Genomic DNA, 14613 nt, shown 5'->3' with positions numbered 1-14613 from the left:
ATAATGAACCTATCGGATTTGGAATTTCTTCCTGCATCGATTTTGAATTCTCCTTTACTAACTACATTAATCGATCAAGAAATTATTACAAATCAAGACATATTATTTGCTTATTCTTTGTTAAAAGATCATCCTCATCAAAGTTCAAGTTTTTTTTTTCTTGTTTATCTATCGGTTCTTCACAGAAACGGGCATTCTTGTTTGTCTCTTGAAGAAACGGATGATCAATCCATCGGTTCTCTATTAGGGGAAAAACAAATAAAAAGGGGAGTTCAAGATCTTCCGGAGATTATCAAAAAACAGCACCTCTATATTTCTTATCCATTTGTATTTTTAAAGAAAATATATGAACTTGAAAAACAAACTCTAAATAATATTAAAACCATTATTCAACTATCTCCGGAACCTCATATTAACAATCACTCTCTCCCGGATTATCTTACGGATGAACAGAAACATGTTATCGATTCTGTTTTACGGAATTCGATAAGCTTTATTTATGGAGGGCCGGGAACAGGAAAAACTTTCGTTGTTATTGAAATCATAACCCAATTCCTCGAAGAACATCCGTCAGCAAAGATTATCGTGGCATGTCCAACAGGAAAATCAACTTCAAACATCAAACAATTACTAACCAACCGTCAATCGGTTACCAATGCCGACATATTAGTCAGAACTATACATTCTCTAATTACTCCGGATAAAAACAAACTTTTGCTTAATGCGGATCTAATCATCATCGATGAAGCGTCGATGATTAGTTTAGATCTCATTAATCTCTTACTGAATTATATACCTAATAAAAAACGACTTATATTAACCGGAGATCCCAATCAACTTTCTCCTATAGGCGTAGGTAACATCTTTTTTGATTTAATAAAATTATTTCCTCAGCTCAGCTATCGCTTGAATATTAATCAAAGAACATCTTGTTCGTTAATACAGGAATTGGCTTATAAAATTTTGATTCGAGAAACGATAGAAACCTTGCCTTTACCTAATCAGAAAATATTTTTAGAAAAAGTTTTTACAAAATTTAGGGAGTCGGAACCAGGTACTTTTTGTGTTCTCACTCCCTTAAAACAAGGATACTGGGGTACGGAATTTTTGAATAAAAAACTATATGAACTTTTTTCACAAAAAATTCCTTCGGGATTTCCTATTCCTATTATAATTACTGAAAATTTGCCTAATCTGGATATTTATAACGGTGATACAGGAATTTTATGCATAAAGGACAATTCTATCCGGATAGGGAAAAGATTATTTTCTTCACAATTATTGGAAGATAAATTTTCCCTAAACTATGTGACATCGGTCCATAAAAGCCAAGGAAGCGAATATGAAAATGTCCTATTAATTCTTCCTCAAGGATCCGAAAATTTTTCCTCAGATCTTATCTATACCGGAATTACTAGAGCTAAAAAAACAATCGAGATATGGTCTCACTCTTCAATGATAGACCTTATGATAAAAAAAGAACCCAGAAAAAAATCCGGGTTCTCATACAAAATTCATGGTTAAAATAAACCAAAATCAACCCAAACATCTTCTGACAAGGTTCAAGACACTGGAGAACAGAATCAATACGGAACCGATCAGCATCCCTATAGGTCCTCCTAGAATAATTAAACCATAATCAACAAAGGTTGCCACAATATCGATCACATCACATAAAAATCCAAAAATAAGACTTCTCATCTCTTTCCTGGACTCTAAAGAATCGGAATTATAATTTTTAAGTCCTTTATGTACCGCTACCGCGCCACTTGCAGCTGAAAATGCGTCGGAAACCGCAAAGCCGAAACAAGCGACACTCAAAGGCCCGCCACCTATTATTTGAGCATGTTTACCCAAATCAACAAGTTGATGATTATGTAAAAAGGAAGCCGCCGAACAGGTTCTGGCAACCATTAAGGATACATCACTGGCAATGTCTATAGGACATCTCCAAATCTTTTTATTCGCGTCACCCGTTAACGTCTCTCGTGGTTTATACAAAAATTCTCCGTTATGTCCGGTTTCCCAGAACATTTGACCCGACAAAAATCTAGACCACAAACCTACCGCTCTGACAGCTCCAATTCCCCCATTTGTTACGGATAACATACTATTAACGGTATTTATTCGCCTGTCATGAGGACTATCGGAGAAATCAAGCTTCGCCATACTCATAGCATTAGATAAAACTCCACAAGTTGCGGCTGCTACGGAGGCTGTATCCGAAATCAATCCCAAACAACCGTCAGCATTTCTGATCCAATTCCCGAATCTTGAAACGGCATGTTCAAAAGAGGCAGGAGATCGCCTAACCCCCATTCCACAAGCTAAAGAAGAAATAAATAAAGCCATATTATCACTGCCAATCTTTTAAATTTTTGAAGAAAGCCTTGACTTCAACCTGGAGGACTTATTCAACTTAAACACCCCTCTTTTAACACATTTATCCAAAACGGAATACACATCATTCAATCCTGAATTAACCAAAACCGAATCACCCGAACTCAAAGAAGTCTCGAATTTTTTAATTACCGTCTTAACTTTGGATTTAAAAGATTGATTAATGAGACGCTTCTTTGCCGAAGTAATCACTCTTTTTTCTGCACTAGGACGCTTTTGCTTACCTTTAACGGCTACAACTTTTTTCATTATTCCCCACCATACAACCTAAAACTTCATAAACAACCGAAGACGTTTCTAAAAAATAACGCATTCAAATTCAATTCGAAAAATGATAACCGAAAACTAAAAAAAAAAAAACTAAAAACCTTAGAGATGTAATAAAAAACTAAAAAATCTATATTAAATACAAGATGCCGAGAACCGGAAAGAAATCGTCGAATGAAACAAACTTCGTTAAATAAAGAATCATCGTCATTTATAAAAAATCGATTGATACGGCCGAATATAATCATCCTTATACTATCGGTAACTACAATAACTACAATTTACCTGTTATCGAACAAAAGCGAAACCGCATATTTAAAAATTATACTTTATATACAAATATTTTTTTGTCTTTTTTGGTTTTTTAAAAACGATTTACTTCGAAAAAGAGGAAATAATAAAACCACTTTAGTTAAAAACCGTTTTTTAAAAAAAAAATCCCTCAAACAACAATTAAAAACAAAATCGAAGGATTTTGATACTTTAAAAGAAATTTTTCAAAAAAATCAAATACAATTCAAGGAACAGTTTTCTTATATTCAAAATAATTGCATTCGATTACAAAACGAAAACCATCAAATAAAAATAAAACTTCATCAAATTTTAGAAGAATCTCAAAAAAAAGATATTGTTATAAAATTTTTGAAACAAGAGCAAAGGGAAAGCAAGGAAAATCATGAAGGCATTTTAAAAGAATTAAAACAAGAAAACGAAAATATTTTATCTTTACTCAAAGAACATCGAATCACTCAAAAAGAACAAAGGGGAATCATCAATCAAAAATCCTCGTATATTCTTAAATTGGAAAATAAAATACGCGATTTAATTACGGAAATCAAAAATTTATTAACTATTGATCTTCCCAAAACACCGGCTTCTCATCAAGGGACGGACATTTTAAAAGTGTTAACGGAAAAAGCCGAGAATTTAGAGTTCGGAAACGATTTTAGATATGATGTTCATACATTTTGCATTCCACCTAATCAATATTCTCCGAATATCAGAGAATTTTTCGATATATTAAGAAATGAAAATTCATTTATTCTTTTCGTTTACTCTCTTAAAGAAAAAAACTGTATTTTTTCAAATTCTTTATTTAAAACTTGGATCGGCTTTTCTCATAACGTTTTTTTTAAAAAAAAACACGATTTTTTGTTGGACAACGGCAATGAATGGATTAAAGACATCGAATGCTCTCAATCCAAAGAAAACATCGGCAAAGTTTCGATAAAAACCGCCCTTCAAAAACGTACCGATTTCTATTATTGTAATCGTAAGATACGTAAAGGGCCTTTAAACGAACACACTATAGGCATCCTAACTCTTCAAGAGAAATAAAATTATCTAGATTTGCTATAACATATTCGTTAAAATTCGAAGATATCTTTCTAAGATCCGTTATATTTTTGGCCACACCTTTAAGAATCAAAAAATGAATATAATATATGACAGCTGAATCAACACTTCTCGAACCCACTCCTTCGGAAGAAGAATTTCCTAAAAAAATGGAAGAATTGGTTGCTCTTGCAAAAGAGCAGGGTTTTATCACATATGAAGAAATTAATGAAATTCTTCCTATGAGTTTCGATACACCTGAACAAATCGATCAAGTTTTGATTTTTTTAACCGGAATGGATGTTCAGGTTCTCAACCAAGTCGATGTCGAAAGACAAAAAGAAAGAAAAAAGGAAGCTAAAGATTTAGAAAATCTCACTAAAAGAACTGAAGGTACCCCGGACGATCCCGTTAGGATGTATTTGAAAGAAATGGGCGCTGTCCCTCTTTTGACTCGTGAAGAAGAGGTCGAGATATCTAAAAGAATAGAAAAAGCACAAATTCAAATTGAAAGAATTATCTTAAGATTTCGTTATTCTAACAAAGAAACCATCTCTATTGCTTACTATCTCACGACAGGGAAAGAAAGGTTTGATAAAATTATTTCCGAGAAAGAAGTAGAAGACAAAACCGGGTTTCTGAAATTGTTGCCTAAGCTAGTCTCTCTTTTGAAAGAAGAAGATGATTTCCTGGAAACAATTCTTTTAAAAATAAAAAATGACAACCCTTCTAAACAAGAACTGGTAGGTCTTAACGAAGAGCTCGAAAAATGCCGGATTCGAACGCAAGCTTATCTAAGATGTTTTCATTTCAGACATAATATTACCGAGGATTTCGGTGAAGTCGTCTTTAAAGCCTACGATTCTTTTATAGAATTGGAAAAAGAAATTAATGATTTAAAGATCAGAGCAGAGAGAAATAAATTTGCGGCAGCCAAACTCGCAGCAGCCAAAAGAAAATTACATAAACGAGAAATTGCGGCAGGAAGAACTTTAGAAGAGTTTAAGAAAGACGTCCGAATGTTGCAAAGATGGATGGATAAAAGCCAGGAAGCCAAACGAGAAATGGTGGAATCAAACTTAAGGCTCGTTATCTCAATAGCTAAAAAATATACTAATAGAGGGTTGTCTTTTCTTGATCTTATCCAGGAAGGTAATATGGGGTTGATGAAAGCAGTTGAGAAATTTGAATACCGTAGGGGATATAAGTTTTCGACGTACGCTACTTGGTGGATTCGTCAAGCAGTAACAAGAGCGATTGCCGATCAAGCCAGAACAATCCGTATTCCCGTGCATATGATTGAAACCATCAATAAGGTCCTTAGGGGCGCTAAAAAACTTATGATGGAAACCGGGAAAGAACCAACTCCTGAGGAATTAGCAGAGGAATTGGGTTTAACTCCTGAAAGAGTAAGAGAGATTTATAAAATTGCTCAGCATCCGATTTCTTTACAAGCAGAGGTCGGTGAAGGCGGAGAAAGTTCTTTCGGAGACTTCTTGGAAGATACCGGAGCAGAATCGCCTGCAGAAGCTACCGGATACTCCATGCTTAAAGACAAGATGAAAGAAGTCTTAAAAACTCTGACTGAAAGAGAAAGATTCGTTTTGATTCACCGCTTCGGATTAATGGATGGGAAACCTAAAACTTTGGAAGAGGTTGGTTCCACTTTCAACGTAACGAGAGAACGTATTAGACAAATAGAAGCAAAAGCCTTAAGAAAAATGCGACATCCTATCCGTTCGAAGCAGTTGATGGCATTTCTCGATCTTTTGGAAGAAGAAGAAAAATCCGTAAAAAAGACTCCTTCTTCTAAGAGTAAATAACAAATTCGGATAAGTAGGCTTGATTTACTTTATCACGAACGACGTTATCTTGGCTCAATACATCTGATTCGAATACGTAACATTTTTTATTAAGATAATCGTCCGTATCTCGAGATTATTCTATAAAGACGAATAGGATGGAGACATTTTAAATACGAGTCTCAGCAAATTTTTCTAAGCGCTTTTCTTTCAATCTCAGAAAGTGCTATAAAACACTAAAAAATTCTTGAAAATCGAGCAAATTGAATAAATCGGTTTATGACTTTGCATTTAGACCGTTCAAATAAATCCAACGAGCTATGGAATCAAGGACAACTGCAGCCAAAGCAGGATCACTTGTGGTTTTCGTTCCGTGGCCTACAACATCGAATAAAAACTCTTTGGGAAGATTTTTATCGATAACCGCAAATTGATATCCACAGAAAGGTTGATTCGAAACGAATATCGCCTTACAAGGCTTGGGATCTCGTTCTAACCAAGCAATAATAGTATCTTCCGTGTTGGGTCGTTTTAAGACATCCCCATTCACTTTCATAGGAGCGGAAACAAAAACGACGGGAAGCTTATGCATTTCCTTAGGTAGATGGGCTTCTTTCCAAATAACGCAAGCTGCTTGAGATTCATTATTGCAGCACTCTGTTAAATCATCGACTCGCGGATCAAGAGGTCTGTCTCCCGTAAGCCACACAACCTCATTGAAACGAACTCCTTCATTCTCCCAAAGTTGTTTGAGATATTTGAGTCGCATCGACATTCGAGAAGTTGTAGCTCCTAAAATAAAAGCTTTGTCGTATGACTTGTCAAGAGGTTTCCATGAAGAAAAAAACCCTTGTTTTTTAGCCCAATCCAAAACAAAAAGTCTCTGATCTTCAGAAAGTTCTTTAACATCCCACCTTTCTTGATTAGGCTTACGCAACCACATTCTCTGGGTTGCAGCAATAATATCCTCATCTTTCGGTATATTCAAAGCAAAGGTGAGTTCCGAAAACGCTTGCGGATCGATTTTCCTCTCCTGAATCGAAGAAGCAAAGCTTACGGAACACAAACAAATGGCAATTAAAAAAAACCATTTTTTCATAACGACAAACAAAAGCCGACTAAAAAGATAATAAATCAGATACAACACGTTTATTCTCTTCTATTTTTCCGATTTCACCAAGAAACTACCGATATCAGAACAAAAATACGATCCTAAAAGAAAAAATCTGGATGAGAGGATTTGAACCTCCGCCCCCTTGCACCCCATGCAAGTGCGCTACCAGTCTGCGCTACACCCAGTTAACCTAATTAAAGACTCGCTATTCCTTCAAAATGAAAATTACATTTTTTGAATTCTTCAACTCCGATTTTAGCGCATATATCGATTATAGTCTCCAATGAATCGACAGAAGACAGATCTGCGGAATTGATATCTACGGAAATGGAAGCAGAAAAAACAGCCCCTCCTCTTTCCCCTTTAACTTTGAAATTAACGAAAATACCGTGTTTGTTTTTCTCTATATTTTTAAAACGAACGAGACTGTTTTCCATAAGATCTTTCATAAATTCTTCAATATAAAATCCGAGAGTCCAAAGCTAACACATGCGCAAACTTACGTTCAATACAGAATTTCGAAAGAAATTATTTCGAAAGTCCCTTGGCTTCTTGGTGTATACGCCCCAAATCTTCTCTTTCATAGTTTACGAATTTAAAAAAATGTTCAAACAACGGTTGACGCTTGATAACCTCAGAAGCCATTTCCTGAGCAATATGTCTATAGTTAGTATGACCTTGAGGCATTGATCGAAGTTCACATAACCACTGTAAACTACGTAAATTGATATGAAATATCCAACGAATATTATAAGCCATTGGAACTATATACTGGGATTCTTCAGGAAAATCTTCGGACATCAATTCATAGGCCTCTCTTGCCTCATCCATAACCTTCCTATAAGTTTTTTCCATTGGAGTATCCAAAAGTTCTTCAGGAAAGAAATAACCGTGATTAGCCGTTAGAAGTTGCCTTTCCTGAGTTAAAATTCTATGTCTTTGAAGATCTCGATAAGCTCCGAAGTCGGCAAGAATATCAAAACCGAATTCACAGCACTCCAATCCTCTAGGAGATTTATGCCGACGATTTTCTCTTAAAGAAGAAGCAGCTTCAAAAATTTCAGTAAGCTTATCCTTGGGAAGATTCTCGCAAAACTCAATTAAATATTCATAAGGATGATCGGAATAGGGGAATAAAAGGGCTGCGGCAGTTTTATATACGCCTTTAGGATCGTCATAAACCAGTTTCACGGAAAATTTATTGGATTTATCTCTTTGGTTAAGACCTTGGTAACGAACGATATTTTTTAATTGTTCTTTCATTGTCTGGAAAAATAAAATGATCCCTTGATGATGTTTATGATGCGGTTCCGCTCTGACAACGAATGACGGAATAATACATCTCAATGCTTCCAGCGATTGCAATCCCAAGTCTTTAACTTCGGAAAGATCACTACTCAACATTTTATGAACCAATGTTTGCCAAAATCTCCCGTTTCCGAAAAATCCCAAATTAGTCAGAGTAGACGCAGGCAATAAACCTCTTAGACAATCCAAAACTTTTGCTCTAATGGAGGTCTTATAAGCAACGCTTGAAACATCTGCCGGTTTGGTATAACACTTTTCAAAAAAAGAGATCACTTGCGGTATAAGCTTGGAATAAGCATCGAAAAGACTATCGCAAACCTTCAAAAACACATCTTTAAAGGCCGAGGTCATGATAACAGGGTCTCGATAGTATAAATAGACCCCGTTTACTTTTTGATCAAAATAAACGTATCTAGTGGACTTTTCAAGAGGCGATCCTCCGATTCTTGCGTCTTCTAAAATTTTTGCAGCAAGAACCGACACACCTTCCATAGCCAGATGTGCCCCCCCCAATTCTCCAATTGAATCGTCTCCGAAACTATCCAAAACTCTTTCATAGAAGGAAGAAGCTTTTTTTAGTGAGTCTTCACTGATCTTCAAACAATCATCGGCATTAAAGGAATTGACTTCTTCATTTTCGATAAACTCTTTTAATAACAAACTTCTTAAACCTAATACCGATCTCGAATATCTGGAAAACAATGCTCCTTTAACAACTTCCGGAAGGTTTTTTATACCGAAAACATTTTTATCCAAATTGGTTACGAATAGAGACAATAATTCTTTTTGCCTATCCGAAAACTCTTCATTCAAAAAAGACATTACGAAACCTCAATGCGTTAGAAATTGTGGAAAATCAGTTTATAAAACTTTTAAAGTAATGTTAAAAGTTCTTTCACAAATATGTCGAATACGAAAAAATTGACTTTTCTTCAGAAGTTTTTACAACTTTTGAACCGAATTGGACAATGTTTTTCAGAGAAAAAACATTAGTTTTGATGTTTTCCACAAGAAAAGAAGAAGAAGAAAATATATACTTCTAAAAATCTATTCTTTCTTATTTCAAATGTTTAATAAAACCGGGTTAAACATGACGAAAACTTGTAATTTAAACATCTTTTAACTTCGAACCCCTTTTAATAGGAGATAGTTATGACTGTTTTAGATATGAAAAAACGTCCCAGAAGAAATAGAAAAACCCAAGCAATTAGAAATTTAGTAAAAGAAACGGTTTTAAGTATTGAGGATTTGATCTGTCCTTTTTTCGTATCCGAAGGACAATTCGTTAAACAACCGATTAAAAGTATGCCGGGAGTTTACAAGTGGAGTCCTGATTTTTTGTTGAAAGAAGTTGAAAAACTTTTGGAATCAGGGATTTATTCCGTTATTCTTTTTCCTGTTATCAATAAAGAAAATAAAGACATTTACGGTTCCTTTGCCGTCAATCCGAATGGAATTTTTTGTCAAACGATTAAAATTTTAAAATCCGAATTTCCGGAATTATGTGTGATTACGGATGTTGCCTTGGATCCATACACTATTCATGGACATGATGGAATTATTGATGACAAGGGATGTGTGTTGAATGATGAATCGGTACGATTTTTAGGTGAGGTTGCTCTTTTACATGCCGAAATGGGAGCCGATATTGTAGCTCCCAGTGATATGATGGACGGAAGAATCGGCTATATCCGAGCTAAATTGGATAGGAGTAACTTTCAAAACGTATCGATAATGTCGTATAGCGTTAAGTATGCTTCTTCTTTATATAGTCCTTTCAGGGATGCTTTATCGTCTCATGTTTCCATTGGTAATAAAAATGAATATCAAATAAAACCTGAAAACGTAAGAGAAGCTTTATCCGAAATTGTCTTAGACGATTCCGAAGGAGCGGACATCCTGATTATAAAACCCGCATCTTTTTATCTCGACGTAATTTACAGAAGTAAACAAGAAAGTTTTTTGCCGATAGCAGCTTTTCAGGTAAGCGGAGAATATTCCATGATTGTCGCCGCAGCTCAAAATGGTTGGTTGGATAAAGATAAAGTTTTTTATGAATCACTGATAGGGATGAAAAGAGCCGGAGCGGATATGATTATAACGTATGCGGCTCCTTATGTTATTAAAATCATAAAAGACATTCAAGGGTGATGTTCTTTAGAGAACAATCAACTTTCTTTAGACAGAAAGTCTTCTATTCCGTGTCTGACTATATCAATCAATTCGTTTTTCGATGGACAAACGAATGTGGAGAGAGCAAAGTCTTCGGGAACGACTTCCAGAAAACCGAAGCGAATGGCCTGATCGTAATTTTCCGTAAGTATCGATTTAATTAAAGGAATGACCGGAATTTTCATAGGCATAAAGCGATCGTATAAGTCCGCTTCAATGAAGTTTCTCTTTTCTCCATGCATATTGGTCGTGAAAGAGCAAGGGGTTTTGGAGCCGTGAAAAAGTTTATATAAGTAAGTGTTTGTTAAGGTGAATTTATTTAATCCCAACCGCATAAAATAAAACGATTCTCTTTTCGATTCGATAGAAAAACAACAAACATTCATATCTCTGAATCCTAAAAATTCTTTGTCCGGATGACGAAGTTTTCGTCCCGTCAAAGGCGAACCGGAAATAATCGTATAGTCGGAGGATGAATATTTCGAAGAAATTACATCCTTAACTCCGATTCCGGAGGGAACTTTTACGAAAAATCTGTCTTCGGGAGCTAATGCCGAACCTCCGACACCGATGATTTTTTTATTTAAATATCTGTCTTTTAAAGCGTTATAACCGATTGCGATTAAATCGTAAAAGTTAAGAATCCAAGTTGAATCGGATAATTTTTTTATCGGTGATATCTTACTGATATGTAGTGACGGTTCTCCGGAAGGATAGGGGCCTTCAATTTCATGCAACATACACATTCTTTTAACGGTCGGAGAAACAAAACGTTCGTTTTGTTTTCGATATACCAAATGCGGTTTGTGTGGAATCAGATGAGAAACGATCTCAATTCCTTGTTCCACAATCGAACAAATCTCATCCTTTAATCCCAAACCTTCCGTTTGCAAAATATAATCGGGATAAAAGGGAGAGTTTTCGGAAAAATTTATAAAAATATTCCGAGGAAGGTTATAAGGTGTAGCAGGTAAGTTAAAAGGTCTTGTCGAAAAGTGAGAAAACAGACCTCTGGAAGATAAGAAATCAATAACCTTATCTTTATCCAACTCCTTGTCAAGAGGTGGGTGGAAAAAAAAGCTTTCTTCGGAAGCCGTTCCGATTACTACGGTTAAAGGAACCCTTCTTACTCCTCGTTCTATTGCAACGACATATCCGGTTCCCGAGGAAGTTAGAAACGTCCCCGGGAATGAAGAATATTCGGCAATCGGTTCTCCGGTTTTTATGAATTGACCTTCTTTGACTAAAATTTTCAATCGTTGAAAAGAAGAAAAAGGACTTAAATCGATCCCGATGGTTGTAACTCCGGTGATTTCTTTAGTCAAGACATCAGGACAACCTTCTATCGGTATATCAAACCCTTTTTTAATTTTAAGCTTCATTGAAAACGGATTTACCTAGACGAACGCATATCGCCAATATTACATGGGAATCCAATTTCTTTTCTTACTCTTTTTTGTAGACTTTTCTTTTTTGCCTGGAGCAGTGATTTTCGATGTCCCAAGCTCCTGATCGATTTGTTTCAAAAGTTCTTCGGTTTCTTTTTTATAAGAATCGCAAGCTGTTTTGACGTTTTGGAGAGCCAACCATTCTTCCGGAGAAAAATTATCGGCGTTTTGTATGTATGTTTCCATTTGATCCTGAGACATACCCGTTTTTTTTAATATTTCGGAGGTTCTTTGATCAAGCTCTTCTATCTTTTCTTGAGTTTTTTGAATGATCAGATCGAAATCCATAGGATTATTCGGATCGAATTGCAGAGAGTCTTGAAGGGATGTATCAAAATCTATTTTATAAATACTCAATATTTGTTTTATCGAGTCGAGGATTTTTTGTTCATTTCTATTTTTCATAATAAAATACCGTTTCTTTTGTATTTTAAAATAAAAAATATTTTTTTTTAATCTGTAGTTGATCTTTTTTATTTGGATTTGTATTTTGTCTTCCAAAAACTTGGATTGTTTGTGGATTACTTAGAGAAATTTCAATCACTTATAAAAGAGGAACAGTATTCTTCTTTCATGTCTATTTGGGATGAGTTTTGTCTCAATGATGTAGTGGATGCTGAAGAAGTTGTGAAAGTTTTAGAAATGGTTAAGGGTTCTCCTCTGGCGGCTGTTTTTGGACAAGTCGTTGATACCGTACTACCTTTATGGGAAGTGGTTGCGGAAGGGCCTTCGAAAGATAATATTTTGCGACTTATATTGGATTTGCAAGTCGATAATTCAAAACTTTTTTATGATTTGTCTTATAATTTTCTAAAAGAAAAATATGAACGGGAAGAATATTTTCAAGAATCGTTAAAGCTGATTGGTTTAAGAGAAGGAGGAGAGTTTAAGGGAGCTATCAGTAACTACGAATTACTTAACCACTTAAAACCCGGAAAATTCGTATTTCATTTAAGAGGTTGGGGAGTAGGAGAAGTTATGGAGGCTTCATTTACTCAGAAAAGAGCCCTTATTGAATTTGAAGGTGTATTTTCGTTGAAAGAAGTTTCTTTCGAGAGTGCGTTTAAAACTTTGATTCCTTTAAATGAGGGACATTTTCTTTCTCGAAGATTCGGAGATCCTGATTCTTTGGAGTCTTTGGCGAAACGGGATCCTGTTGGGGTTATTATTATGATGCTCAAAGATTTAGGTATTAAAACATCTTCGGAAATTAAAAACGAATTGTTGGATTTGGTAATTCCGGAAGCAGAATGGAGTAAATGGTGGCAATCAGCGAGAAGTAAATTAAAAAAAGACTCGAGAGTCATTTATCCCGATAATTTGAAAGATCCATTTGTCTTACGTGTAGGAAGTTGTTCTCGTGTAGAGCGACTTAAAAAAGAGCATTCCGAAAATCTGACCAATAAGGAAAAAATCATATCCGTATATAATTTTCTGAGAGACTTTCCTCAAGAAGTTAAAAGAAAAGATTGTGAGGAATATTTAATATCGGTTTTGGAGGACATTGTTTCTTTAGATAATTGCGATCCGATAGATCGCTTACAGTGTCTGATTATTTTAAATGATTTTTTGTCGATTGATAAAGAATCGGTAGTTAAAGAATATGTTTGTTCTTCAAAGATCGAAGATGTAATGGATTCCATATACGTTTTGGGTTTGAAGCGCAGTTTTTTAGAGTTAATAAAAAAACATCTGAAAGAATGGAATCGTGTTTTTTTAAGTTTATTTCTTTGTAATAATATATCCAATATTCGGGGATACCTTTTTAAAGAGTTGAAAGAGTCCGAGTTCGGAGACATTTTATTAAGAGAGATTATAACTGAGCTTCCCGGTAAAGCGTCTTGTTATCCTGAAGCATTTATTTGGGTTTTACAAAAGCTGTTTATGAAAGAAGACGGCTTGTTTTCACCTGATGATTTATCCATCAGAAGGGATTTTCTTGAGGCTTCTTTTGTTTTGTTACATTTCCTTTCCGAAAACGTTTCCGATAAAGATTATCAAAAGAAACTTTATCAGTTTTTGGTTGGAAAAAAGTATCTTTTACTCAGAGAGTTTATTAAGTCGGCTTCGGTTGATTTTTTAAGAGAATTGATTTTACTCTCAACTAAATGTCCTCAATTTTCCCAAGAAGATTTAAGTATTCTGCAAAGTTTAACCGAAGTCGTCCAACCTAGTCTAAAGTCTTCTAAAACAGTTAAAAATGACGACGACATTTTTTGGAGTACACAAGGCAGTTATTGTAAGATGAGAGAAAAACTCAACTCTCTTGCAGGAAAGGAAATGGTTGAAAATGCCAGAGAAATAGAGGCTGCAAGGGCTTTAGGGGATTTAAGAGAGAATTCCGAATACAAATTTGCTCTTGAGAAACGAGCCAGGATTCAAAATGAAATCAAAGTTTTGTCTGAAGAATTAGGACGAGCTAGAATTTTAACTGCCGTAGATATAAGCGATTCGGAAGTAGGAATTGGATGTGTCGTTGAGGTTGTTGATGATACTGGAGGAATTGTTTGTTATACGATATTGGGACCATGGGAAGCCGATCCCGAAAAGAATATTCTTTCTTTGAAATCGAGATTTACCGAACAAATGGTTGGATTGAAAGAACAACAACGTTTTAGTTTTCATGATAAAGAATTTTTAATCCAAAAGATATTCAAAGCTGAAATCTAGAATGGAGTGTAACGGGATCGAACCGTTCACCTCAACAATGCCATTGTTGCGCTCTACCGACTGAGCTAACACCCCTAAAACGACTGGAGAATTTTAT

General features: G+C 35.2%; 12 protein-coding genes and 2 tRNA genes. 5 read left to right on the top strand and 9 right to left on the bottom strand.

The window, feature by feature from the left end; genetic code table 11:
- Positions 1–3 precede the first annotated feature (3 nt).
- Complete coding sequence (locus tag RSA43_03415; protein ID MEG2496328.1) at positions 4–1524, top strand: AAA family ATPase; 1521 nt, start codon at positions 4–6, stop codon at positions 1522–1524.
- Positions 1525–1536: 12 nt separating this feature from the next.
- On the opposite strand, the gene RSA43_03410 is transcribed toward RSA43_03415, so the two are convergent.
- Together RSA43_03410 and rpsT are read right to left on the bottom strand one after the other, a co-directional pair.
- A complete protein-coding gene (locus tag RSA43_03410) occupies positions 1537–2352 on the bottom strand; it encodes a hypothetical protein (GenBank protein ID MEG2496327.1) in 816 nt (271 codons plus the stop codon).
- A gap of 18 nt (positions 2353–2370) precedes the next feature.
- Positions 2371–2649, bottom strand: a complete 279-nt coding sequence (rpsT, locus tag RSA43_03405) for a 30S ribosomal protein S20 (protein ID MEG2496326.1) — start codon at positions 2647–2649, stop codon at positions 2371–2373.
- 660 nt (positions 2650–3309) lie between these two features.
- On the opposite strand from rpsT, the gene RSA43_03400 reads away from it, so the two are divergent.
- Positions 3310–4005, top strand: a complete 696-nt coding sequence (locus RSA43_03400; protein MEG2496325.1) for a hypothetical protein — start codon at positions 3310–3312, stop codon at positions 4003–4005.
- A 107-nt stretch (positions 4006–4112) separates the two neighbouring features.
- Positions 4113–5825 (top strand): RNA polymerase sigma factor, encoded by a 1713-nt coding sequence (locus RSA43_03395; GenBank protein ID MEG2496324.1) that lies wholly within the window; start codon positions 4113–4115, stop codon positions 5823–5825.
- Between the two features lie 256 nt (positions 5826–6081).
- Here RSA43_03395 and RSA43_03390 read toward each other — a convergent pair whose 3' ends face one another.
- The 4 genes from RSA43_03390 to RSA43_03375 form a co-directional block, all read right to left on the bottom strand.
- Positions 6082–6903 (bottom strand): hypothetical protein, encoded by an 822-nt coding sequence (locus tag RSA43_03390; GenBank protein MEG2496323.1) that lies wholly within the window; start codon positions 6901–6903, stop codon positions 6082–6084.
- A gap of 126 nt (positions 6904–7029) precedes the next feature.
- Positions 7030–7103, bottom strand: a tRNA-Pro gene (locus RSA43_03385).
- A 9-nt stretch (positions 7104–7112) separates the two neighbouring features.
- On the bottom strand, positions 7113–7367 hold the full coding sequence (locus RSA43_03380) for a hypothetical protein (GenBank protein MEG2496322.1): 255 nt from the start codon (positions 7365–7367) through the stop codon (positions 7113–7115).
- Between the two features lie 79 nt (positions 7368–7446).
- Positions 7447–9048 carry an FAD-dependent thymidylate synthase gene (locus RSA43_03375; GenBank protein MEG2496321.1) on the bottom strand — a complete coding sequence of 534 codons (1602 nt, stop codon included), beginning with the start codon at positions 9046–9048 and terminating at the stop codon, positions 7447–7449.
- Between the two features lie 330 nt (positions 9049–9378).
- Between RSA43_03375 and hemB the strand changes: the two genes are divergently transcribed.
- Positions 9379–10377, top strand: a complete 999-nt coding sequence (gene hemB, locus RSA43_03370) for a porphobilinogen synthase (GenBank protein ID MEG2496320.1) — start codon at positions 9379–9381, stop codon at positions 10375–10377.
- Between the two features lie 17 nt (positions 10378–10394).
- On the opposite strand, the gene nqrA is transcribed toward hemB, so the two are convergent.
- On the bottom strand, positions 10395–11780 hold the full coding sequence (gene nqrA, locus RSA43_03365) for an NADH:ubiquinone reductase (Na(+)-transporting) subunit A (GenBank protein MEG2496319.1): 1386 nt from the start codon (positions 11778–11780) through the stop codon (positions 10395–10397).
- A gap of 39 nt (positions 11781–11819) precedes the next feature.
- The gene (locus tag RSA43_03360) at positions 11820–12251 is read right to left on the bottom strand and encodes a hypothetical protein (protein ID MEG2496318.1); all 432 of its coding nucleotides are present in this window, start codon (positions 12249–12251) and stop codon (positions 11820–11822) included.
- A 111-nt stretch (positions 12252–12362) separates the two neighbouring features.
- Here RSA43_03360 and RSA43_03355 point away from each other — a divergent pair, with 111 nt between their 5' ends.
- Positions 12363–14516 carry a GreA/GreB family elongation factor gene (locus RSA43_03355; protein MEG2496317.1) on the top strand — a complete coding sequence of 718 codons (2154 nt, stop codon included), beginning with the start codon at positions 12363–12365 and terminating at the stop codon, positions 14514–14516.
- 2 nt (positions 14517–14518) lie between these two features.
- Here RSA43_03355 and RSA43_03350 read toward each other — a convergent pair.
- A tRNA-Ala gene (locus tag RSA43_03350) sits at positions 14519–14591 on the bottom strand.
- Positions 14592–14613 lie beyond the last annotated feature (22 nt).

The sequence above is a fragment of the Victivallaceae bacterium genome, assembly GCA_036659455.1.
In the GTDB taxonomy this organism is placed as follows: Bacteria; Chlamydiota; Chlamydiia; order Chlamydiales; family Chlamydiaceae; genus JAVXCN01.
The sequence above is the reverse complement of the archived record's forward strand: the minus strand, read 5'-3'. Positions and strand labels throughout refer to the sequence as shown.

Bases quoted from the DNA above. Each gene is read 5' to 3' on its own strand.
- RSA43_03415 (MEG2496328.1), top strand. From the start codon at position 4: ATGAACCTATCGGATTTGGAATTTCTTCCTGCATCGATTTTGAATTCT.
- RSA43_03410 (MEG2496327.1), bottom strand. From the start codon at position 2,352: ATGGCTTTATTTATTTCTTCTTTAGCTTGTGGAATGGGGGTTAGGCGA.
- rpsT (MEG2496326.1), bottom strand. From the start codon at position 2,649: ATGAAAAAAGTTGTAGCCGTTAAAGGTAAGCAAAAGCGTCCTAGTGCA.
- RSA43_03395 (MEG2496324.1), top strand. From the start codon at position 4,113: ATGACAGCTGAATCAACACTTCTCGAACCCACTCCTTCGGAAGAAGAA.
- RSA43_03390 (MEG2496323.1), bottom strand. From the start codon at position 6,903: ATGAAAAAATGGTTTTTTTTAATTGCCATTTGTTTGTGTTCCGTAAGC.
- RSA43_03380 (MEG2496322.1), bottom strand. From the start codon at position 7,367: ATGAAAGATCTTATGGAAAACAGTCTCGTTCGTTTTAAAAATATAGAG.
- RSA43_03375 (MEG2496321.1), bottom strand. From the start codon at position 9,048: ATGTCTTTTTTGAATGAAGAGTTTTCGGATAGGCAAAAAGAATTATTG.
- hemB (MEG2496320.1), top strand. From the start codon at position 9,379: ATGACTGTTTTAGATATGAAAAAACGTCCCAGAAGAAATAGAAAAACC.
- nqrA (MEG2496319.1), bottom strand. From the start codon at position 11,780: ATGAAGCTTAAAATTAAAAAAGGGTTTGATATACCGATAGAAGGTTGT.
- RSA43_03360 (MEG2496318.1), bottom strand. From the start codon at position 12,251: ATGAAAAATAGAAATGAACAAAAAATCCTCGACTCGATAAAACAAATA.